At 35.1% G+C, this 23,084-nt stretch carries 19 protein-coding genes and 3 pseudogenes; 11 read left to right on the top strand and 11 right to left on the bottom strand.

The annotated features are described in order from the left end of the window. The first annotated feature begins 604 nt into the window (after positions 1–604). Together HX13_RS24720 and glgP are read left to right on the top strand one after the other, a co-directional pair. On the top strand, positions 605–1,072 hold the full coding sequence (locus HX13_RS24720; protein WP_238555459.1) for a hypothetical protein: 468 nt from the start codon (positions 605–607) through the stop codon (positions 1,070–1,072). A gap of 82 nt (positions 1,073–1,154) precedes the next feature. Further along, a complete protein-coding gene (gene glgP, locus HX13_RS24715) occupies positions 1,155–2,129 on the top strand; it encodes an alpha-glucan family phosphorylase (protein ID WP_238555458.1) in 975 nt (324 codons plus the stop codon). 80 nt (positions 2,130–2,209) lie between these two features. Here glgP and HX13_RS17395 read toward each other — a convergent pair whose 3' ends face one another. Beyond that, on the bottom strand, positions 2,210–2,398 hold the full coding sequence (locus HX13_RS17395) for a DUF6496 domain-containing protein (RefSeq protein ID WP_050022126.1): 189 nt from the start codon (positions 2,396–2,398) through the stop codon (positions 2,210–2,212). Between the two features lie 11 nt (positions 2,399–2,409). Then, complete coding sequence (locus HX13_RS17390) at positions 2,410–2,838, bottom strand: hypothetical protein (protein WP_238555457.1); 429 nt, start codon at positions 2,836–2,838, stop codon at positions 2,410–2,412. A 297-nt stretch (positions 2,839–3,135) separates the two neighbouring features. Between HX13_RS17390 and HX13_RS17385 the strand changes: the two genes are divergently transcribed. Next, on the top strand, positions 3,136–5,139 hold the full coding sequence (locus tag HX13_RS17385) for a S9 family peptidase (RefSeq protein WP_238555456.1): 2,004 nt from the start codon (positions 3,136–3,138) through the stop codon (positions 5,137–5,139). A gap of 76 nt (positions 5,140–5,215) precedes the next feature. Here HX13_RS17385 and HX13_RS17380 read toward each other — a convergent pair whose 3' ends face one another. The 5 genes from HX13_RS17380 to HX13_RS17360 all read right to left on the bottom strand — a co-directional run bounded on the left by HX13_RS17380 (position 5,216) and on the right by HX13_RS17360 (position 8,403). Further along, entirely contained in the window at positions 5,216–6,040 is an 825-nt protein-coding gene (locus tag HX13_RS17380) for a GLPGLI family protein (RefSeq protein WP_050022124.1), read from the bottom strand. Between the two features lie 27 nt (positions 6,041–6,067). Further along, on the bottom strand, positions 6,068–6,193 hold the full coding sequence (locus tag HX13_RS25695) for a hypothetical protein (RefSeq protein WP_262483566.1): 126 nt from the start codon (positions 6,191–6,193) through the stop codon (positions 6,068–6,070). Positions 6,194–6,236: 43 nt separating this feature from the next. Beyond that, complete coding sequence (locus HX13_RS17370) at positions 6,237–6,587, bottom strand: GLPGLI family protein (protein WP_050022122.1); 351 nt, start codon at positions 6,585–6,587, stop codon at positions 6,237–6,239. Beyond that, a complete protein-coding gene (locus HX13_RS17365; RefSeq protein WP_050022121.1) occupies positions 6,565–6,813 on the bottom strand; it encodes a hypothetical protein in 249 nt (82 codons plus the stop codon). Before HX13_RS17365 ends, HX13_RS17370 begins: the two co-directional genes overlap by 23 nt. Positions 6,814–7,581: 768 nt before the next feature. Beyond that, positions 7,582–8,403: a GLPGLI family protein gene (locus HX13_RS17360; RefSeq protein WP_128572478.1), complete on the bottom strand. Its 822-nt coding sequence runs from the start codon at positions 8,401–8,403 to the stop codon at positions 7,582–7,584. Between the two features lie 548 nt (positions 8,404–8,951). Between HX13_RS17360 and HX13_RS17355 the strand changes: the two genes are divergently transcribed. The 6 genes and pseudogenes from HX13_RS17355 to recG all read left to right on the top strand — a co-directional run bounded on the left by HX13_RS17355 (position 8,952) and on the right by recG (position 17,853). Beyond that, on the top strand, positions 8,952–10,607 hold the full coding sequence (locus HX13_RS17355; RefSeq protein WP_050022119.1) for a peptide MFS transporter: 1,656 nt from the start codon (positions 8,952–8,954) through the stop codon (positions 10,605–10,607). Positions 10,608–10,740: 133 nt separating this feature from the next. After that, positions 10,741–12,496 (top strand): annotated as a pseudogene (locus tag HX13_RS17350) (peptide MFS transporter). A 62-nt stretch (positions 12,497–12,558) separates the two neighbouring features. Further along, positions 12,559–13,548, top strand: a complete 990-nt coding sequence (locus HX13_RS17345; protein ID WP_050022118.1) for a YhcG family protein — start codon at positions 12,559–12,561, stop codon at positions 13,546–13,548. A gap of 23 nt (positions 13,549–13,571) precedes the next feature. Beyond that, complete coding sequence (locus tag HX13_RS17340) at positions 13,572–15,083, top strand: peptide MFS transporter (protein ID WP_050022117.1); 1,512 nt, start codon at positions 13,572–13,574, stop codon at positions 15,081–15,083. Positions 15,084–15,124: 41 nt separating this feature from the next. Further along, complete coding sequence (locus HX13_RS17335; RefSeq protein WP_050022116.1) at positions 15,125–15,658, top strand: thioredoxin family protein; 534 nt, start codon at positions 15,125–15,127, stop codon at positions 15,656–15,658. Between the two features lie 110 nt (positions 15,659–15,768). Continuing rightward, positions 15,769–17,853 carry an ATP-dependent DNA helicase RecG gene (recG, locus tag HX13_RS17330; RefSeq protein WP_050022115.1) on the top strand — a complete coding sequence of 695 codons (2,085 nt, stop codon included), beginning with the start codon at positions 15,769–15,771 and terminating at the stop codon, positions 17,851–17,853. Positions 17,854–18,453: 600 nt separating this feature from the next. Here the strand turns inward: recG and HX13_RS17325 are convergent. The 4 genes from HX13_RS17325 to dapA form a co-directional block, all read right to left on the bottom strand. Continuing rightward, a complete protein-coding gene (locus HX13_RS17325; RefSeq protein ID WP_050022114.1) occupies positions 18,454–18,900 on the bottom strand; it encodes a response regulator in 447 nt (148 codons plus the stop codon). A 1-nt stretch (position 18,901) separates the two neighbouring features. Continuing rightward, positions 18,902–19,474: a helix-turn-helix domain-containing protein gene (locus HX13_RS17320; RefSeq protein WP_050022113.1), complete on the bottom strand. Its 573-nt coding sequence runs from the start codon at positions 19,472–19,474 to the stop codon at positions 18,902–18,904. Between the two features lie 296 nt (positions 19,475–19,770). Continuing rightward, positions 19,771–20,274, bottom strand: a complete 504-nt coding sequence (locus tag HX13_RS17315; protein ID WP_050022112.1) for a GNAT family N-acetyltransferase — start codon at positions 20,272–20,274, stop codon at positions 19,771–19,773. Positions 20,275–20,385: 111 nt separating this feature from the next. Then, positions 20,386–21,264 carry a 4-hydroxy-tetrahydrodipicolinate synthase gene (dapA, locus tag HX13_RS17310; RefSeq protein WP_050022111.1) on the bottom strand — a complete coding sequence of 293 codons (879 nt, stop codon included), beginning with the start codon at positions 21,262–21,264 and terminating at the stop codon, positions 20,386–20,388. A gap of 107 nt (positions 21,265–21,371) precedes the next feature. Here dapA and HX13_RS26470 point away from each other — a divergent pair. Continuing rightward, positions 21,372–22,132: pseudogene (locus HX13_RS26470) on the top strand (5'-nucleotidase C-terminal domain-containing protein). Continuing rightward, positions 22,132–23,083: pseudogene (locus HX13_RS17300) on the top strand (bifunctional metallophosphatase/5'-nucleotidase). The pseudogenes HX13_RS26470 and HX13_RS17300 overlap by 1 nt, the downstream one beginning before the upstream one ends. Position 23,084 lies beyond the last annotated feature (1 nt).

The following is a 23,084-nucleotide window of genomic DNA, read 5'->3' as shown; positions in this document are numbered from 1 at the left end:
TTTTATCATTTAATTTGGCAATAAAGTCAGGACTTTCACAAGTCAGATCTTCAAACTTTACTTCCGGGAAATGGTGCATAAAAGAATTGAGCAGCAGTATCTCAGATTTCTTTCGGTATTTTTCGCGATCATGAAGCGGAGATTCATCTATGGTACGGTGATATCTTTCTATGGGCTTTTTTTTTCAAATGCCTGTTCAGGTAATATAAACTTAGATTTTTAATTAAATCTTCATCAGAAAACGTTTTTTTTTCATGTGTGATTTTTTTATTGTTATTAAAGAACACATGCAGCCATTGGCTTTCATCATTAAAAGTTTTTGATAATCAAAAATTTACACTCTTAAAGATAAGTAAAAAAAACGATTCAATATCTATCTTTAGCATTAATTTATCAAATAATTAATGTAAAGTTTATTTTCATAATTAATACCTTTGCCACTTCTAACACAAACCCGCATTTATGGATTTCAGGAATTTTAAAATACCTTATAATATCAATCCCCAATATTCTAAAAAAACAGTTTATTTTTCAATGGAGTTTGCCCTTGAACAGGTACTGAAAATATACTCGGGCGGGCTTGGTTTTTTTGGCCGGTTCTCATATGAGAAGTGCTTATAACCTGAAACAAGATCTTATCGGAATTGGTATTTTGTGGAAGTTCGGTTATTATGACCAGGCAAGAAATCATGATCAAACCCTACAGCCGGTATGGACGAGAAAAATGTACAGCTTTCTGGAGGATACGGGAATCAAATTTCAGATCGAGATCCACAGTGCTCCGGTTTGGGTGAAGGTATGGTACCTTGATTCTGAAATCTTCAATACAGCACCAATGTTTTTCCTTTCTACAGATATTCCGGAAAATGATCATGTCTCAAAAACAATCTGTCACAAGCTGTATGACGCTAATGAATCTACAAAGCTTGCCCAGTATATCTTACTGGGAAAAGGAGGTGCCAAGTTATTGGATGAAATGAACATCGAAAGAGAGGTATACCACCTGAACGAAGCTCATGGACTTCCAGCAGCATTTTATTTATTAAAAAAAATACAACGGAAACCTGAATAAAGTAAAAGAGAAACTTGTTTTCACTACCCACACTCCTGAAGAAGCAGGAAACGAAAAACATAACCTGCAGTTATGTTATGATATGTCTTATTTTTCCGGCTATAGTAAAGAAGAGGTTAAAAGTATCGAAGGAGCCGATGACGACCGGTTTAATCATTCCTTGTGCGCTCTGAAAATGGCCAGAATAGCTAATGGTGTTTCCCAGCTGCACGGTGTTGTTTCCCGGGCTATGTGGAATAAATACCCAGGAATCTGTGAAATAAAGTCTATTACCAATGCCCAGGAATTCAAATATTGGGCAGACAAGGCTCTTTACAATGCCAAAGATGAAAATGATAAGACGGTTTTTGATTACCGGAAAAAACATTTGAAGAAAAAACTCTTCAACATCGTCGCAGACCAAACCGGAAATCTGTTCAACCCAAATGTCTTTACTATTGTCTGGGCCAGAAGATTTGCGGGCTATAAACGTGCTGATCTTCTTTTACATAATAAAGACAGGTTCCACAAACTTCTGAACAACCCTAAATACCCGGTACAAATTATCTGGGCTGGAAAGCCCTACCCTATGGATTATTCTGCTATTTCTACTTTCAATACATTGGTTGAGGAAAGTAAAAACCACAAAAACATGGCCGTACTGACAGGATATGAGCTTTCATTAAGTAAGGCATTGAAGCAGGGTTCAGACCTATGGCTTAACAATCCAAGAGTTCCACGGGAAGCATCAGGAACTTCAGGAATGACCGCTGCAATGAACGGCTCTGTCAATTTATCGACTGATGACGGATGGATTCCTGAATTTGCAAAACATGGTGAAAATTCTTTTGTGGTACCCAAGGCAGATTACCTGAACATGAGTATCTATGAACAGGACAACTACGACCTCAATAAATTATATGAAATTCTTGAAAATGAAATTCTTCCTACTTATTATGACAGGCCTGACCAGTGGAGAAAGATTCAGTACAATGCGATGAATGATGTTAAGGATCAATTCAATAGCGACAGAATGGCAGATGAATATTATAAAATACTATATAACGAGGCAAAATAAAGGAAAGCTGATTTTGCCGTTTCTTTTGCTTATCTATATTATATAATTGCCCGGAAGTTTTCCGGGCATTGCTATAAGGATTATTTACTTTTTTTCTTGGATGGCACTTTTAAGCCTTTTTCTCTTGCTTCAGAAATACCAATGGCTACAGCCTGTTTTCTGCTTGTCACTTTCTTTCCGGAAGAAGATTTCAGCTTTCCTTCCTTGAATTCGTGCATTACTTCTCCTACTTTGTCCTGAGCTTTTTCTGAATATTTAGTCTTGCTCATGATTAGATTTTTTAAGGTTTTGGCAGGGATACCCCCAGTTCATAAACTCTGGCATGTTTCAAATACTTTGAACGCTCTCTTGATGTTACCGATTGAAAATGATCATTTTTGATCACAATAATCGGGTCTTCTGCATTTTCGATTTCAAAATTGGCTAAATATCTTTCATCCGGTGGAGACTGTTGCAGTTTCGCTTTTATTTTCTGCAGCTCATCTGCATATTTCCTGAATCCTGGATCAGATGAATGGATAAATTTATACTCATCGCCTGCATACACATAGTAATGGAGTTTTTTTTCTATTAAACCGGCTTCATCCGTGATTTCGGGATTATCATTTCCATCCTTAAATCCTACTTCCACTAATATTCCGCCTTTTTTGTCGGCACATTCCTGTGCATCCATTAAAACTGGAAAAGCCTGTATAAACAATCCGGTCATTCAATACGTAGCGGTTCAGTTTCTGGTTGTATGCATTCGTTTCCATAATTATTATTGGGTTTGATTATACTTTAATGATATTCAATTTTTTTTGCCAAAAAGCTTATTCGAAAAGCTTTTTTTACACATTTTAATAAAATTATTATCTTTGAATTCCATTAAAGTTAAAAATGAAAAAAAATACTCTTAACTCTTACTATAGCTGCTGTATTCCAAAATGTATCAGCACAAGAAATCACTTTAGATAAAATATATTCAGGATACTACCGCGGAAAAGGTATTGCAGGAATTTCTTCTATGAAAAACGGTGAAAATTACCTGGTTATTGAGCCGACAGGAATTGCAAAGTATTCCTATAAAACATCTCAGAAAGAAGGAAATATTGTTGACGGAAAATTTGAGAGCTATATTTTTTCCGATGACGAATCTAAAATTCTATTGCAAATAGAAAGTCAGCCTATTTACAGACATTCTTTTCTGGGAAAATTTGAGGTCAGAGATTTAAAGTCCGGCAAAACAATCAGTTTAAATAACGGAAAAGAAGTTCAGGAGCCTACTTTTTCACCTGATGCTACAAAAGTAGCTTTCATTTCTGATAACAACCTGTTCTACCAGGACCTTACTTCAGGGAAAATCACCCAGATTACAACGGATGGTAAGAAAAACTCTATTCTGAACGGTTTGGCAGACTGGGTATATGAGGAAGAGTTCGGACATGCCAGACAATATGAATGGTCTAAAAATTCTGACGCTATCGTATTTGTAAAGTCTGACGAAAGCCAGGTTCCGGAAATTTATATTCCCATCTACGGAAAAAACCTCTACCCGGCTGAAATGCGTTACAAATATCCTAAGGCGGGAGAAAAAAATTCTATTGTTTCTGCACAGTTGTATCGTCTTGACAACGGAAAGACTATGCAGTTGAATTTAGGATCTTTTAAAAACTATTATATTCCTAATGTTTTCCAGACTGCAAAACCGGATGAAATTGTTTTAATTACTTCTGAAAGAATTCAGAATGCTTCGGACGTTTTAAAAGTAAACACCAAAACAGGAGCGGTTCAGAAATTATTTACTGAAACTGATGACAAATGGATTGATACAGACAGTCCTATTTTAGAATTCCTGGAAGATGATTCTTTCCTTTGGGGATCAGAAAGAGATGGAAACCGTCACCTGTATTGGTATGATAAAGATGGAAAGCTTAAAAAACAAGTTACTAAAGGAAACTGGGAAGTAACAGACTATTATGGATTCAATCCAAAATCAAAAGAAATTTATATTCAGACTACTGAGAAAGGCAGTATCAACAAGGTTATTTCTAAGGTAAACATTGAAAACGGAAAATCCCGGCTGATTTCTAATTCGGAAGGTAATAATTCTGCTAATTTCAGTAAAAACTACAATTATTTCATTGAAACATCTTCTACGGCTTCCAGACCTCATACTTATGTTTTAAAAGACGGAAACGGTAAAACGGTAAAAGAGCTTCAAAACAACAATGAACAATTACAGAAATTAAAAGCGGATAACTTTGTTGAAAAGGAATTCATCACTATTCCAAATGCAGTAGGCGACCAGATGAATGCCTGGATCATGAAACCTAAAAATTTTGATCCGAATAAAAAGTATCCTTTATTTATGTTCCAATATTCCGGACCGGGATCTCAACAGGTTGCCAACTCATGGGATAACGGAAATGCGATGTGGTTTAACCACCTTGTACAAAAAGGATATATCGTCGCTTGTGTAGATGGACGCGGAACCGGCTACAAAGGAGCCAAGTATAAAAAGGTAACCTATATGAACTTAGGCAAATATGAGATTGAAGACCAGATTACAGCAGCAAAATGGTTCGGAAACCAATCTTATATTGACAAAAACAGAATCGGAATGTTCGGATGGAGCTTTGGGGGCTATATGACCAGCTTAGCAATGACCAAAGGGGCTGATGTTTTCAAAATGGGAATTGCCGTAGCACCGGTAACCAACTGGAGATATTACGATTCTGTATACACGGAAAGATTTATGAGAACGCCTCAGGAAAATCCTGACGGATACGATAAAAACTCTCCTACGGAATATGCTAATTTATTGAAAGGCAAATTTCTTCTGATTCATGGAACCGCTGATGACAATGTACATTTCCAGAATTCTATGGAATTTTCTGAAGCTTTGATTCAGAACAAAAAGCAGTTTGATTTCATGGCTTATCCGGACAAAAATCATGGAATCTACGGTGGACAGACAAGACCACAACTATACCAGAAAATGACAGATTTTATCCTGAATAATTTATAACATTACAATTAAACTACCTATAAAAAGTCCCTTTCAGGCTTCCTGAAAGGGATCTTTTATAAACATTCATATCTAACTAAGGGTATTTCACCGCTTTATCCAGCTCAATAGGATTATTAAAAGATTTTAGTTTTTTTCTTTCATTGGCTTCGGCCGGCTTTAATTGCTCTTTGGATAGCACCGTTCCGTCTTCCAAAAACAGTTTCTTTCCTTCCGGTATTGTCAACACCCCGTTGAATGCATATTTAAAAGGATTGGAATAGAGATCTAGCCTTAGTCTGTTTAAATCTTTCTGCGTAACGGGTATTGCTCTGGATATAGAGGCATTTAATGAGTAACGTTTATAATCATCCGGGATCTTTTCACTTTTAATCACATTAAAATAGTAATCCTTTCTGGTATCATAGATTTCCATAATCAATCCCGGCAATCCGTTAAACTTATAAGGCCCGTAAGGCATTGGAATATCTTTAGTAAACCATGCAATCCAGTTTCGTCCTCCGAAGTGAGTAGTGGCTTTTTGAAGCCGGAAATTATTTGAGACTTTTATACTGTCTGTAATATTCCATTGTTGTTTTGCTTCTTCGGATATTTTATAAAAGTTTACATCGCCGATATATTCATAGTTTTGATAGGTATTGCTATTATTCTTTTTGATAAGAAAGGAAGTCAGCCTATTACCTTTAAACCCATGTTGTCCAGTGACAACAAACGTTGAATCACTAATATAATTCAGCCTGTTATAATAGGCTATATCCTCTTTTGTGATATCCAGATAATAATTTTCCCTGGTAATATCTTTCGAGGTTGAATCTTTCTTGTATTTCACCTCATAAATGAACCTGTTGTTCTGGGAAAAAATCATTACAGTTCCCAGTAATATAAATAATATGTTTTTCATCGTTGGTTTTTAAAAGACAATATAAACTTATTTTAACAAATCAAGTTCAATGATATTATTATCTTTTTTAACCCTCTCTTTTCTGAGGCTTTCTATCAATTTCATATGTTCCTGCCTTTTTTCTTCTGATTCATAATATACATCTCCGCTCAAAACCCTCTGTCTGAATTCCTTAGCTGGATCTTTACGATACTCTTTATAAAAACGTGACAAAATCTTTGAAAGTAAAACTTCGTATTTTCTTTTTTTCATCAATGATAACCGGAACAGATTTATCTTCTATTTTTTTCATTCCTTGAAGTTGAAAGCCGTGAGAGTTTGATAAATCCTTAATTTCGATAATTAATCCTGGTAAGCCTTTAAATTTATATGGTCCATCATTAAACGGAATCTCTTCAGTAAACCAGGCTATCCATTTTCTTCCGGCAAAATCTAATTCAGCCTTTTGACATTCATAGTTCCCAATAGTTCTTTTTTCAGGAAGAAGAACCCAATGTAACGATCTATCGTCAGAAATAATAAATTTATAGGAAGTCGAAAAATTCATCTGTTATTAAATTGGTTTTAAAATCCGGATACTTTTTTACAATAATATACCTGGTATTAATATTTTCATCTGGCATTGTCATAATCCCTTTTTTAGCATCTTCTGCCATAACCGAGTCCGAAATCATTTTTCTCTGACTAATAAAAATAGATTTATCCTTATCAATCTCTAAAACCATATTTTCATTGATAATATTATTTTTATTAAGAGTGTCAGGAATAGACATATAACTATATACAAAGCGATACTTTTGGCCGGAAACAAATGAAATAGTACAAAAAACAAAAATTAAAATATAATTACAACTATACATATATTAATTTTAGTGATAAGAGGTTGTCTCAAAAGTCAAGCAATTTGACCTTGCCATTCGGGCGAAGAAATTACTGTCATCCAACCATTTGAAGTTTGAAATGATATTTTGAGACAACCTCATTTTTTAGCAAGCTACAGGATAAGATCCGCTACTACATCTAGGTCTGGATCTTATATAGACACATTCACTACAGGCATCACTGTTATTAGAACAGCATTTATAATATCCTCCTTCACTATCATCTCCTACGAAACCGCCCTCAATAATTTTTTAACTCGTTTCTCGAAATTTTTTTTTAAATTCTTCATAATGTTTTTTTTTAAATGATTTTATGTCACTATTGACACCTTCGAAACTAGAAAACAAATGTCACATAAAAGAGAAATACATGTGTATATTTCGTGTAATTTGCTTGTACAACAATTATAAAAAATTGTATGAATGCTTTGAAAATACGCTTAGAAGGGAAATCTTATATCAGAACTGAAATTTAAATCCATTCCATTAATGTTTAGGGCTACCGCCTGTTTTATGGAATGTTTGTTTTTTGTATGCAATTTGAGCTTACCTATAAGGCTAGATCGGTGAGATCAAACTTTTTGATTACATTATCATTACAAAAGGTATAAGTTACAGGCGTGTTGTATATAAATAGTATGGTTGAATAGAAAAAACATTTTATTTCAACAAATCAATTTCAATAATATTATTGTCTTTTTTAATTCTTTCTTTTGCCAATGCTTCAACTTCTCTTACTATTTCGGCCCCTGTCCTGAAGTTTCCTGAAGTATCGGTCTGGTCAGGCAATTTTCCTTGCATATAAAGTTGTCTAATTTCTATCCCAGGATCATTTCTGTATTGTAAATAATATTTTTGAAAACTTGTTAAGTCAATTTTTTTTTCTTCCATTTCTTTATTACGGAATGGGTATATATAATCATTGCGTAAATTGGAAATCCCTACAAGTTTAAAGATATGACTGCGTGTTAAATCTTCAATTTTAACAATAAGTCCTGGGAGTCCGTGGAATTTATAGGGACCATCTTGAAGAGGAATATCCTGTGTAAACCAAGCTATCCATTTTCTTCCACCAAAACTACAACTTGCTTTTTGTATGGTGTAAGTTAAAAAAGTTTGTTTTTCTTCAAAAATATTCCATTTTATATCCCTATTGTCTTCAACTTTGATTTTACCTAGGCCGTAGTCATTAGTTTTAAAAAAAACTATTCCATTATTTTTCTCTATCGTATAAAATATATTTAAATCCATCGGAGGCATTACCATTTTCCCCACATTAGCAGGAGAAATAATGGTTGAATCTGAAATATATTTTCTTTGGCTGGTAAATCTTGAAATACCATTTGTTATATCTAAAAGCATAAGCTCTTTTACCATTTTGTCTTTAGCTGTAGAATCAGGTATAAAATCATATTGATATATAAATCTCTTATTTTGTGCAGATATTACCTGAACTAATAATATAAAAGTTAAAAAATATATTCTTCATATCATTAATAAATAAAACACAGCTGATGTAAATATCAGCTGCATTCAGTTCTCATATCTCGTTTATCCATTTATTAATACCAGCTTTGCTCCTTCTACGCAACTAACAGTTTGTCCCGGTGCAGCAGTAATTGTTTCACTACAATTACCAGGTTGATTATTCCAACAACATTTATAACGACATCCGTCATCTTTTATGAAACCTCCTTCAATAGTTTTCAAATCATTTTTCAAAAGTTTTTTTTAAATTCTTCATAATGTTTTTTTTATATCATTTGCGTCATTATTGACAACTATGAAGATATAAAATGAATATCTCCTGTAAGAGAAATACATATGAATTCTTTTTGCAATTATCTGTAAAATTTGTACAACAGATGTTATCCTTTTTAGTCTCATATAATTTTCTGTAAGATCATTTGGATAAGAAAGTGAATTTTAATCCGGATTTATATTTATTTCATTAATCATCCGGGCTTGTATTATTTATTTTATCAATTGAAATTAAAAACTTATTTTTGAGGAATTTGAAATTTGAATATATGAAGACTAAACATCCTAAAGGGCTGCCCTATCTCTTTTTTACAGAAATGTGGGAGCGTTTCGGGTACTACCTGATTCTTGGAATCTTTGTTCTGTATGTAATTGAGCCGACCGGTATGAAAGGAGGGCTTGGACTTCCGGACAAAACTGCTGATGACATTTTCGGAACTTATATTGCATTGACTTACCTTACTCCGTTTATCGGAGGTTTCCTGGCTGACAGGGTTTTAGGATATATCAAATCTATTTATCTCGGTGGCTTTCTAATGGCTGCAGGATACATTGGAATGGGAGTTTTCAAAGATTTGCCTTTATTTTATACTTCCCTGGCCCTGATCATCATCGGAAATGGTTTCTTTAAACCTACCATATCTACCCTTTTAGGAAATCTTTATTCTGAAGAACCTTATAAAGCCAATAAAGATTCGGGATACAATATTTTTTATATGGGAATCAATATCGGAGCATTCATCTGTAACATTATTGCGGCATTTATGCGTAATAAATTTGGTTGGGGGGAAGCCTTCATTACTGCCGGGGTCGGAATGCTGATTGGTATGGTTATTTTCACAATCGGTAGAAAGCACTACATCCATGCTGCACAAATGAAACCCGTACAGGAAGGTGATACGAAGCTTTCTGAAATTCTGATCAAAGTATTTGTTCCTGCCATCATCGCGGGCGCGATTGGTTGGTTTATCCCGGGCAATATCTTTGGAAGTGACAGTACGGACGCCTTTATCTTTGCCTGTGTTCCTGTTATTTACTTTTATGCTTCACTATACTTTAAAGCTAAGCCTGAGGAAAAATCATCAATCGGAGCACTGCTTTCTGTATTTTTGATCAGTATGTTTTTCTGGGCTGTTTTCAAACAAAACGGTACTGCCCTGACAAGATGGGCTAACTATTATACGGACAGAAGTGTTCCTGCTGCTCTGGAAAAACCATTGGAAGGAATTTATATGGTAGACGGTAAAAGCTTTGAAGATAAAGAAGTTCCTGTATATGATAACCAATTCAGGTCTCAAAAAGATGACAACGGAGATACTAAAAAGGAAATAGGGAAAGATGTTTATTTTAAAAATATCTCACCTGAGCAGCGTGCTGCTTTAGAGAAAAATCCTGAAAATAAAGTGTATCTGTATAATACGGAATTGTTCCAGTCTATTAATCCATTCTGGGTAATTGCTTTAACTCCTGTTATTGTAGGCTTCTGGGCATTGTTAAGAAGAAGGGGAAAAGAACCTCTGACTCCCACCAAAATCGTTTTGGGATTGTTTATTTCAGGTTTATCCTGTTTAGTGATGGTTCTAGCGGTAATCGCCGGAGATAACGGAGCAGTAAAAGTTTCTCCGTTGTGGCTGGTAGCCAGCTATGGAGTGATCACGATCGGAGAACTATGTCTTTCTCCCATGGGATTATCTTTTGTTTCAAAGCTTTCACCTGCAAGAATTACGGCATTGATGATGGGAGGATTCTTTCTGGCCAATTCTGTGGGGAATAAACTTTCAGGAATCTTGGCAAGTACATGGTATAACTATGAAAATAAAACGAATTATTTCCTTGTAAATTTCGCTTTGTTAATATTTGCTACCCTTTTAGGACTTTCCATGTTAAAAAGATTAAATAAAATCATGAAGGAAAAAGGACATTAATCCTTAATATTATAAAGAATAGCAAGCTGCGGAATAGTTCCGCAGCTTTTTTAATTTAAAAATAAAATTAAAAACTTGCCAAAAACCCAAAATAAACTATATTTGTCAGTCTTAACAAAAATTAACAATAGAAATGGATAATATTGAAGCATTGAGTCCGAAGCCGGATGAATTTGTAGAGAATAAGAATTCCAGACATCCGAAAGGGTTATGGGTTCTTTTCGGAACAGAAATGTGGGAGCGTTTCAACTTTTATGGAATGAGAGCACTTTTAACGCTCTTTATGGTAAATTCCTTATTGATAAAAGAAGCTGATGCAGCGATCATCTATGGTGGATTTCTCGCTTTATGTTATTTAACACCTCTTTTAGGAGGATTTATTGCTGATAAATATATCGGAAACAGATATGCTATTATCATTGGTGGATCATTAATGGCTATCGGTCAGTTTTTACTGTTCATCAGTGCCTCCACTTTCTCTGCGGATATTGGAAGTGCAAAACTTATCATGTGGCTGGCCCTGTTTATTATTATCTTCGGTAATGGATTCTTCAAACCGAATATTTCATCAATGGTGGGAAGTCTTTATCCTAAGCAGGAAAAATCAAAACTTGATTCTGCCTTCACCATTTTTTTATATGGGGATCAACATTGGCGCGTTCCTCGGGCAGTTTATCTGTCCGTATCTGGGAGATGTAAAAGATGCTACAACCGGGGTAAGAGACATTTTTGCCTTCAAATGGGGATTCCTTGCAGCTTCTATTGCTATGATAATCGGAACTGTAACTTTCTTTATCCTTAAAAACAAATACGTAGTAACTCCTGAAGGAAGGCCTATCGGTGGGTTACCAAAAAATAATACAACCGCAGATTTTGAAGAAGGAGAATCTCAAACAGCAAAGTTCTCAAGCCAGTTTTTAGCGATTACGGGAGTTATATTTATTGCTCTTTTCTTTGCTTTCAGATATTTGCTTGTAGGAGAATTCGGGTTCAATTCAGTGGAAATGGGACAGCTGATTAAGGGAATCATTTATCCTTTCATCTATGCGGCAGGTATCGCATTAGCCTTCCTGATCATGACTTCTGCTGAAAATAAAGTTGAAAGACAAAGGATCTGGGTAATTTATATTGTATCATTCTTTATTATTTTCTTCTGGGCAGCTTTCGAACAGGCTGGTTCTTCACTAACGTTCATTGCAGACAACCAAACAGACAGAAACATTTTAGGATGGAATATGCCTCCTTCAATGGTTCAGATCTTTAACGGAATCTTTGTAGTTATTTTAGCGGTTCCGTTCAGTTTAATCTGGGATAAATTGAGAGCAAAAGGAAAAGAGCCGGTATCTCCGTTCAAACAGGCTATGGGGCTTGCTCTGATCGCGCTTTCTTATTTTATCATTGCACACAATGTAAAAGATCTTGGCAATTCAGGATTATTGGCTATCAAATGGCTGATGTTATTATACTTTATCCAAACCTGTGGTGAGCTTTGCCTGTCTCCGATCGGTTTATCGTTAGTAGGAAAACTGGCTCCAAAAAGATTCGCTTCTTTATTATATGGCGTTTTCTTCATTTCCAATGCAGCAGGATATGCATTGGCCGGTTCATTAGGAGCCCTTATCCCTGCAACAGGGGATAAATTCAAAAAAGCCCAGGAAATCGGAGTAAACCTTCAGGATGTTCTGGACAAAAAAGTGACCCTGACAGCAGATCAGATTGTGGCATTTGAAAAAGCCCAGCTACCATTACACAATCCTACCTTTGCAGGATTTGAAATCCACAATTTATTTGAGTTTTTCATGGTATTTGTAGTACTTTGTGGTATTGCAGCTGTAATTTTAGGTCTGATTTCACCGATCTTAAAGAAAATGATGCACGGTGTAAACTAATTGTATCAACAAAATAGAATAAAACCTCTGCTAAGTCGGAGGTTTTTTTTTATTTTCGTACGATGGAAATTTCCGAAGATTCTTTATTCCAGTCCGTAAAGGAAATTATTAGGCAATCGCGCGAAAAAGTTTTTCGAATAGCGAATTCTACCTTACTGCTTACCTATTGGCAAATCGGAAAACTGATTGTGGAAGATGAACAACAAGGAAAAGAACGTGCTGAATATGGAAAATACACGTTAAAAAATCTTTCCCAAAAACTCACATTAGAATTTGGAAAGGGGTTTGATTACACCAATCTTTCCAATATGCGGAAGTTTTATATTGCTTTTCCAATTGTTGACACATTGTCTCAACAATTGAGCTGGTCTCATTACAGGCTTCTTTCAAGCCAGGATGATAAACACAAAAGAAACTATTATCTCAATGAGGCCGTACAAAACAACTGGAATGTAAGGGATTTAAAAAGACAAATCAATTCGCTCGCCTATGAAAGAGTTTTAGAACATAAAAAATCTTCAGCTGAAAATATCCAGAGCGTTCTGAAAGATCCTTATATTTTTGAATTTCTTGGTTTAAAAGCCGATGAACAATTTTCCGAAAAAGAGATTGAAACGGCAATCATAGATCACATTCAGAAATTTCTGCTGGAATTTGGGAAAGGGTTTGCATTTGTAGCAAGGCAGCAGCATATTTCCACCGATACTTCGGACTTTTATATTGATCTGGTATTTTACAATTATATCTTAAAATGCTTTGTTATCATTGATCTTAAGACAGGAGAACTTTCTCATCAGGATATTGGCCAGATCGATATGTATGTAAGAATGTATGATGATCTGAAGCGTGGTGAAGGAGATAATCCTACCATTGGAATTTTACTGTGTTCGGAAAAGGATGAAACTATTGTAAAATATTCCGTTCTGAATGATAAAAATAATTTATTTGCCAGCAAATACCTGCTGTACCTCCCAAAAGAAGAAGAACTCAAACAAATCATAGACCAGGACAGAATCCGTTTTGAACTGGATCAGGACAATAAAAACCCTTAATTAAAACTTAATCATATAGCGTTATGAGCTTAACTTTAGATGAAATACAAAATTTCAAAGGAAAATACCCCAGACAAATCTGGAGTCTGTTTTTCTCTGAAATGTGGGAACGTTTCTGTTTCTACGGAATGCGTGGAATGCTGGTTTTCTTTATGATCTCACAGCTCAATTTCCACGAAAAAGAAGCCAACCTTCAGTATGGAGCCACTCAGGCTTTTGTATATGCCTTTACCTTTATCGGAGGGCTTTTTGCCGATAAAATTTTAGGATTCAGAAAATCTCTTTTTTGGGGCGGACTTCTGATGATCGTAGGAAGTTTGATTCTGGCAACTGATCCTCATCAATTCTTCTTCTTGGGAATTGCATTTACGGTAGTGGGAACAGGTTTTTTTAAACCTAATATTTCATCAATGGTAGGTCAGCTTTATAAACCTAATGATTCAAGAGCTGATGCAGGCTTTTCATTGTTTTATGCAGGAATCAATCTTGGGGCCTTATTAGGCGGATACCTTTGTATTGCTATCGGGAAAGGAGAGTTTCTGGGTAATATTATTGCGGAAGAAATGAGGTGGCATATTGCTTTCGGACTGGCTGCCATTGTAATGGTTGTAAGTCTGATCAACTTTGTTTTTACTCAGAGAAGGCTGGGAACTATTGGTTTACAGCCCGGACATCCTTTAGCAGAAACGAAATCTGCTCCTATTCCTAAATGGAAAGAGTATGGAGTATATATTTTATCATTGGTTTTCGTTCCTATCATTATGACTATGGTTGCGAAAACAGAATATACAGATTATTTTATGTGGACAATAGGTCCTTTAACATTAATCTATTTGTTCTATGAAATGTCTAAAGTAACAGCTTCAGAACGTAAAAAACTTTGGGCAGCACTCGTTTTCATTATATTCTCAATCATTTTCTGGGGAATCTATGAACAAAGCGGCGGTTCATTAAGTATTTTTGCAGCAAAAAACCTGAATAAGGACTTATTCGGATTGGATCCTAACGGTGTCAATAATTCCGGGGGGGCGTTCTTCATTATTTTCCTTGCCCCTGTTATCGGGTTGCTTTGGATATGGCTGAACAAAAGAAAAATTGAACCCAATACCATTATTAAATTCGGATTAGGATTTATTTTCCTGGGATTAGGATATTATGTTTTATTTGCTACACGATTTTTTGCCAACCTTCAGGGAGTCACTTCACTGAATTTCTTCACACTGGCATTATTGATCATTACTCTCGGAGAACTTTGCCTCTCTCCTATCGGGCTTTCTATTATGACCAAACTTTCTACCAAAAATCTTCAGGGAATGATGATGGGAATGTGGTTTCTGGCATCAGCTTATGGACAATATGTGGCAGGGATTATCGGTGCTAGTCTTGCTACTGCCAAAGAAGGTTCCACTAACTATGATGAATTGATCACTTATACTGATGGATATAAACAATTGGGATTGTATGCGATCATTGCCGGAGTGGTATTAATTTTGATATCTCCGTACGTGAAAAAATTAATGCAAGATGTAAAATAAAAAATAAGTAATTATGCTTATTTTTACATAAATATCAAATTATGAAGAAAATTTTAAGCATATTATTGTTACTTATATTAAATTTTAATTTTGCCCAGGTAAAGTGGATGACGATTGAAGATGCTCTGAAAGCTCAAAAAGAAAATCCCAAAAAGATCCTTATTGATTTCTATGCTGACTGGTGTGGCCCATGTAAGATCATGGATAAAAAAACATATGGACACCCTGTCATTGCTCAGAATTTAAATGAAAATTATTATCCTGTAAAATTTAATGCAGAAGAAAAAAACAGCATTCAAATATTTGGAAGAACCTTTTCCAATCCTAATACAGAGCAGAAAAGGGGAAGAAATTCTTTACACGAATTTACACAATATATGAATGTAGGGGCTGTTCCAAGTACGGTATTTCTGGATGAGCATGGTGATCCCATTACTATTTTGCAGGGAGAATTATCTGCTAAAGAACTTGAGCCTTATTTGGAACTGATCTCAAAAGATTTATTTAAAAAAATCCGCAGCAGGGAACAATGGGAAGACTACCAGAAAAAATTCAAATCCAAAATCAAAGATTAGATACAAAGCTTTCAATTCTGAAAGCTTTTTTTTATTCCATTTCTGATATTTTCTGGTGTTAAAAATTTCAAATTCCAGCTATTTTACCGAAATTAGGGCTCGTTTTTCAAATGACTTTAGACACCTCTATAGAATACGTAAAAGGAATAGGTCCTGACAGAGCCAAACTTATCAAAAGTATATTGGGGCTTAGTACCGTGGAAGATCTTCTGAACTTCTACCCTATCCGCTATCTGGATAAAAGCAAGGTTTACACTGTATCCCAGCTTGAAGAAAGCAATCTGGATGTTCAGCTGAAAGGAAAAATCACTCAGGTACAGGAAATTCAAACAGGAAAAACCAAAAGGCTATCAGCCAGGTTTAATGACCATACCGGCAGTATGGACCTTGTATGGTTTCAATATTCAAAATGGCTGAAAGAGCAAATCCCAGTTAATCGTGAAGTATATATTTTTGGAAAGGTTAATGTCTTTAACCGGCAGTTTTCCATGCCCCATCCGGAAATAGAGGCTGAGGAAAGCAAAGAAAATGACACCCGTCTGAGGCCTATTTACCCTGGTTCTGAAAAGCTTTCCAAAAGGGGCTTGGGGCAGAAATTCTTCCAGAATATTTTAAGAAATGTCTGCAAAGAAATTCCCAGCCTTATTGAAGAAAATTTTCCGGAATACCTGATAAAGACCTTCAAATTCATGTCGAGGCAGCATGCTTTTCTGAATGTACATTTTCCTAAAGATATGGCACATTTCGACAAAGCAGATTATCGGCTGAAATTTGAAGAATCTTTCTTTTTCCAGTTGGGTTATGGCTTAAAAAAGCTTCATCACAAGACACAGTCTTACGGAAATCCATTCCCTGTCATAGGGGATTACTTTAATACCTTTTATGAAAACCATCTTCCTTTTGAGCTTACCAGTGCCCAGAAAAGAGTTTTAAAAGAGATTCGCCAGGATATGAAAAGGCCCATTCAAATGAACAGGCTTTTACAGGGTGATGTGGGCTCAGGAAAAACAATGGTAGCTTTGCTTACCATGCTTATTGCCATGGACAATGGATTTCAGAGTTGTATGATGGCTCCTACGGAAATTCTTGCGCAGCAGCATTACAATGGCATTAAAGAATTACTACAGGAAACCGGAATAAATGTCCGGCTTTTGACCGGCTCTACCAGGAGTTCGGAAAGAAAAATCATTCATGAAGAACTTGAAAGTGGCAGCCTTTCTATTCTTGTAGGAACTCATGCTGTTCTGGAGGACAAAGTTAAGTTCAAAAATCTTGGGCTGGCTATTATTGATGAACAGCACAGGTTTGGTGTTGCCCAGCGTGCCAAACTTTGGGCAAAAAACAAAATTCCTCCTCATATCCTGGTTATGACAGCAACGCCTATTCCAAGAACATTGGCGATGAGTTTTTATTCAGATCTTGATGTTTCGGTCATTGATGAAATGCCGGTGGGAAGAAAACCTATCATCACCGCCCACAGACGGGAAAAAGACAGGCTGTATGTTTATAATTTCTGTAAGGATGAAATCAAAAAAGGAAGACAGGTTTATTTTGTATATCCTCTTATTGAAGAATCTGAAACATTGGATTATAAAAATCTTGCAGAAGGCCTGGAACATGTCATGGATTTTTTTTCAGGTTATAATGTAACAATGCTGCATGGAAAAATGAAACCTGATGAAAAAGATGCGGCTATGGCATATTTTGCTTCAGGTAAAGCTGAAATCATGGTAGCAACTACGGTAATTGAGGTAGGAGTGAATGTTCCTAACGCTTCCGTAATGGTCATTGAAAGTGCTGAGCGGTTTGGCCTTTCCCAGCTACATCAGCTTAGGGGCCGTGTAGGAAGAGGAGCCGAACAAAGCTACTGTATCCTGATGACTTCAGATAAATTATCCAAGGAAAGCAGAACCCGTGTCAAAACCATGACAGAAACTAATGATGGATTTAAAATTTCGGAGGTGGATATGCAGCTTCGTGGGCCGGGAGATATTTTAGGTACCCAGCAAAGTGGTGTGGTAGATTTTAAGAGATTAGATCTTGTAAATGATTCGGCTATCATTAAAACTACAAAAAATACCGTTGAAAGAATTTTAGAAGCAGACCCCTTGCTGGCCAGACCGGATAATCTGATTATTAAAAATTATTACCTCAAATACTATAAGGGAAAAAACAAATGGAGTAAGATTTCATAAAAAAACCGCAGAAATATTTTCCTGCGGTCCCCTTATAAAACTGTTATTTAGAAGAAATTACTTGCGCTTGCTTTAAAAATTCATTTTAATAGTCAGGCTTAATATTTTGTGATGTGGTGTGAAAATATTTATTTACTATTTGAATATTTTAAGCCCTAACTATTAAAATAAATTATAAAAAAAACAAAATGAATTATTTTTCCAACTTGCTTATTATAAAAACTAACTGTGTTCATGTTGGAGACGAGGGAATGAAACGAATAAAAAATGTCACCAACTACGTTCAAGTTTTCATGATTGTACCGTTTTATTTAAAGATCTTCTATGCTTTCTAGTTGGAAATTAATATAATTCATTTTGTTAATAACATTGTGATTATATAATTAGTTATTGTTGAAACAATTACTTTTCATTCATCCGCATTTCTATTATATGGCAAATTTGTGTTGCAATGTTTACATTTACAAAAGTCTGAATATTAATTGATATTTTTTTTATATTATTTTAACATTTAGTTATAAAATTTTCACATTATAGTGAATATTATGCGTAAAATATTAACTTTTTAAAAAAAAATGTAATATTAAAATTTACTGTTTATCAGAGCTTTAAAATAAAATTCTCTTTATTTAAGCCCGAAGTATGATACTGCCAATTAATGGCAATAATTTCTGCCAGGATCTTTTTGAACCCTTCATAGGTATCAGGCTTCCTCATGCAAATGTTGGCTCCTTTTACAAAAATATCTTCAATTTCTGTTTCCGAAATTTGATCACCATATATAGCTGTTACCATATTGTTAAATTTCAGATCCGATTTGATTTCCTCAATGCATTCCATACTATCTTTCCCGGGAATATCATATTTGATAAATACGATCTCAGGAATGAAGGCATCCGCATTGTGCAAATACTTCATTAAATCTTTTCCGTTATTAAAGCATTGGACCTTTGTCGAAATTTTAAGCTCTTTGAATATATTCTTAAAAAAAGTTAAAGTGTTTTCATCGTCATCTGCTACTATTACGTTCAGAAACTCTTTATTCATATTATATGTTAGAATTAGTGGCCATATTCTGAGCTTTCCTTCTTTTGCCCACAATCTTTTGAAAATGGGATGGGGTAATGCCGGTTGTATTTTTAAACTGGGTACTTAAGTGGGCAACACTTGAGTAATTCAGTTTATGGGCAATTTCCGTCAGGCTTTGCTTATTTCTTATAATCAGAACCTTTGCATGTTCTATTTTTTGGAGAATAATAAAATTCTCTATGGAAGTAAAAGCAACTTCTGAAAACAGATTGGAGAGATAACCATAGCTGTGATTCAATTTTTCAGAAATATAAATAGATGCTTTTACAGGAATAATTTCATCAGAAAAAACAAGTTCTACAATGGTATCCTTTATTTTTTGTACCAAGGCGGTCTTCTGGCTTTCTATAATCTCAATGCCGTAATCTCCAAGATTTTTCTTAAAAAGATTATGTTGTTCCTGTGTGAGTGGTTCATAGAACTCAACTTCACCAAAGTTCAGCACACGATATTTCAGCCCATGCTCTTTAAGTCTTTCATCCAATATCTTCTTACAGAGGGTATTGAAATCAAATTTTACATACATTTTCATCCTAATATAAGTAAACCAATTTTTTTAGTAAATATAATGATTTATTTCAATTGAATGTGAAATAGCGTATATTTTTTTATAAAATGATAATAATACAAAAAACTCCTGCATTCAAGAATACAGGAATTTAAACACTAAGGATGAAAAAAAATATACTGATAAAAAAGCTGAAACAGCTCAAAACCAAGCATATGAATGTATTATTATAAGTGATTTGGTTCTGAAGCAAAGATGAATGAAAAAAAGAAATCACTTGTTATAGAATTACATGATAAATTTACAAAATTTAAAGTCAATTAGTTGTGAATTAGGAATTCCATCAGGTAATCATCCATTACAAAACCATTCCCGATATCAAAAACTCCTTCGTCATAAACCCTGTATCCTTGGGACTCGTAGAACTTTCTGGCGGAATTATGTTTATTCACATTTAGAATAATTCTTTTATTCCCGCTTTCGCTTACCTTCCGGTTCAAAAACAAAAGAGCCTCTTTCCCCAATCCTTTTCCTTTGCTTTCAGGAACTAAATAAATACGGTGCAGTTTGGTAGTCTTTTCTTCATAGTTATGCTGATATCCTATAAAACCCTCATAGGAATCCTTATCTTCATCCCGAATCAGATAATAATGATAATCGGGACTTCTGAGATGGGTGGTAATTTCAGTATCCGAATACATTCCGGAAAGCATATATTCCATTTGCTCTTCTGAAAGTATTTCTGCATAAGCACTTTTCCAGGATCTCCTTGCCAGATCCTGAATAAGGGGGATATCCTTTTCCGTTGCTTTAATTAATTTCATAGTTTTCTTATTATGATTAAAAAAAGTGAAAAACTTGAGTTTTCCACTTTTGGTTTATAGGTTATGATCATCAATTTTACTTAAAGTAAAAGATCTTATTCCAGATCATGATTATCCTTTAATTTTTGTCATTTCATCTTTAATCTTTGCTGAAAGTCCTTCTGAAGCAGCTACCAAAGGCAGTCTTAAATAATTTTTAATAATTCCTTTTTCAGCAAGTACTACTTTAATCCCACAAGGGTTTCCCTCAGCAAATATCAGGCGAGTGATTTCAACCAGCTTGTTGTGGATTTCATAAGCTTCTTTCACCTTACCTTCAAAAGCCAGTTGTACCATAGTAGAAAACTCTTTTGGGTATCCTTGTCCGATAACAGAAATGACTCCGTTTCCTCCAGCTAGGGTAACCGGCAGTGTATATTCATCATCTCCTGAAACAAGAGAGAAATGTTCCGGTTTCTTTCTTAAAATATCAAAGTACTGAAGGATATTAGGTGCAGCCTCTTTAATCATAAATAAATTTGGAAATTCTTTTGCAAGGCGAAGAGTTGTATCTGCTTCAACATTCTGTCCGGTTCTTGAAGGAACATTATAGATAATAATATTTTTGCCTGTGGAAGCCAGCGCCTTATAATGCTGATAAAGACCTTCCTGATTAGGTTTATTATAGTATGGAGATACAGAAAGTACGGCTTCAAACGCAGACAGATCTGCCTCTTCTATCTGTTTCTTTACTTCAAGAGTATTGTTACCGCCAATTCCTAATACTAAAGGAAGACGTTTATTATTTACCTTAATGATATGCTCAATTACCTGTTTCTTTTCCTCATCAGAAAGCGTTGCGGCTTCTGCCGTCGTTCCTAATACTACCAAATAATTGGTTCCGTTCCCGATATTATATTCAACAAGTTTGGTCAAACTGTCGAAATCAACGGATAAATCTTCATTAAAGGGCGTCACCAGGGCAACACCTACTCCTTTTAAAATGCTCATCTGTTCGAATTATTTTTTTCAAATTTAATGATTTACGCTAAGAATTTATAATAAATAATAATGTTTTATTATACATATGGTTATATTTGCATATACTAAAAGATATTATGAAAAATAAATTCTTGTTACTAGGAATTGCTCTGGCATCACTTACTGCCTGCAAAACGGCGTCTACGCTGCGTATTGCAAACGTAACGGCCCAGAAAAAACATTTCTATTAATAATGAGCTAAAGAATGATGAGGAGTTTGTAAAAATCATTGAACCATATAAGCAAAGACTGGACAGAGAAATGAATCAGAAAATTTCTCACACCAATGCAGATCTTACAAAACAGGGGGATAATAGCAATTTAGGCAATCTTTTAGCAGACTACACATGGGAAGGAGGAGATCAATGGACTAAAGCAAATCTTAAACAGAATGTAGATGCTGCCCTCATCAACATCGGAGGAATCCGTACTACAATTGGGAAGGGCGACATTATGCTGAAAAATGTATTTGAAGTCATGCCTTTCGAAAATGAACTGATCATTGTGAAAATGAAAGGAGCAGATCTGTCCGGACTTTTTTGAATACTATGCAAAAACACAGGTAAATAACCCAGTCTCTCACTTATACATTGAAACCAATAACGGGCAATTAGTTAAATCATTAATTAATGGAAAAGCAGTAGATCCGGAGAGAGACTATTATATTGCCACTTCAGACTATCTTGCGTTGGGAGGTGACAATATGAAATTTTTTGCAAAAGGAGAATCAATAGCTACAGGAGTTAAACTTAGGGATTTATATATTGAATGTTTCAAAAAGAATCCGGAAGTAATTCCTGCTACGGATATTCGTTTAAATTTTATTGGTAAGAAGTAATGGATAGAAAAAGTTTTTTAAAGGCAATAGGCGGTGGATCTTTGGCAATGGCTTTAGCTCCAGGCATGATGATGGCAGAAGAATTAAAAATTCCTGATTTAAAAACCACCCGTAAACTGACTATTCTTCATACCAATGACCAGCATAGCAGAATAGAACCTTTTGATGCAAGCTATGTAAAAAATCCTAACCAGGGAGGTTTTGCAAGAAGAGCCAGTCTGATCCAGCAAATCAGAAGCCAGGAAAGCAATGTACTGCTTCTTGATTCCGGTGATATTTTCCAGGGAACCCCATATTTTAATTTTTTTGGCGGAGAGCTTGAATTTAAGCTCATGTCTATGATGAAGTATGATGCTTCTACTATGGGAAATCATGACTTTGATAATGGCTTAGATGGCTTTCTGAAAGTTCTTCCGAACGCCAGATTCCCGTTTATCTGCTCCAACTATGATTTTAAAAATACTGTTCTGGATGGGAAGACCTCTCCGTACAAGATTTTTGATAAAAACGGAATCAAAGTAGGAATATTTGGAGTCGGAATTCAGCTGGATGGTCTTGTGGGTAAAAAACAATACGGCGAAACCGTTTATTCTAATCCGATTGATGTTGCTCAACATTATTCCAACTTCCTGAAAAATGATCAAAAATGTGACCTGGTGATATGTCTTTCCCATATTGGCTACGATTATAGGGATGAACCTGGTAAAATAAGCGACAAAATCCTGGCAGCCAGTACTGAAAATATTGATATTATCTTAGGCGGCCATACCCACACTTTCTTGCCAGAACCCCAAACATTTACCAACAGGCAGGGTAAAAAACGTCCTGGTGAACCAGGTAGGATGGGCAGGACTTCTTTTAGGAAGAATAGATTTTTATTTTGACTCCAACAAAAACATACAGCATATTTCCTGGAACAACCAGACAATAGACAGCAGCATAACAGTATAAT

The organism is Chryseobacterium sp. P1-3 (genome assembly GCF_000738495.1).
GTDB lineage: Bacteria > Bacteroidota > Bacteroidia > Flavobacteriales > Weeksellaceae > Chryseobacterium > Chryseobacterium gallinarum.
Note: the sequence above shows the minus strand (reverse complement) of the source record. Positions and strands in the feature narration are given on the sequence as shown.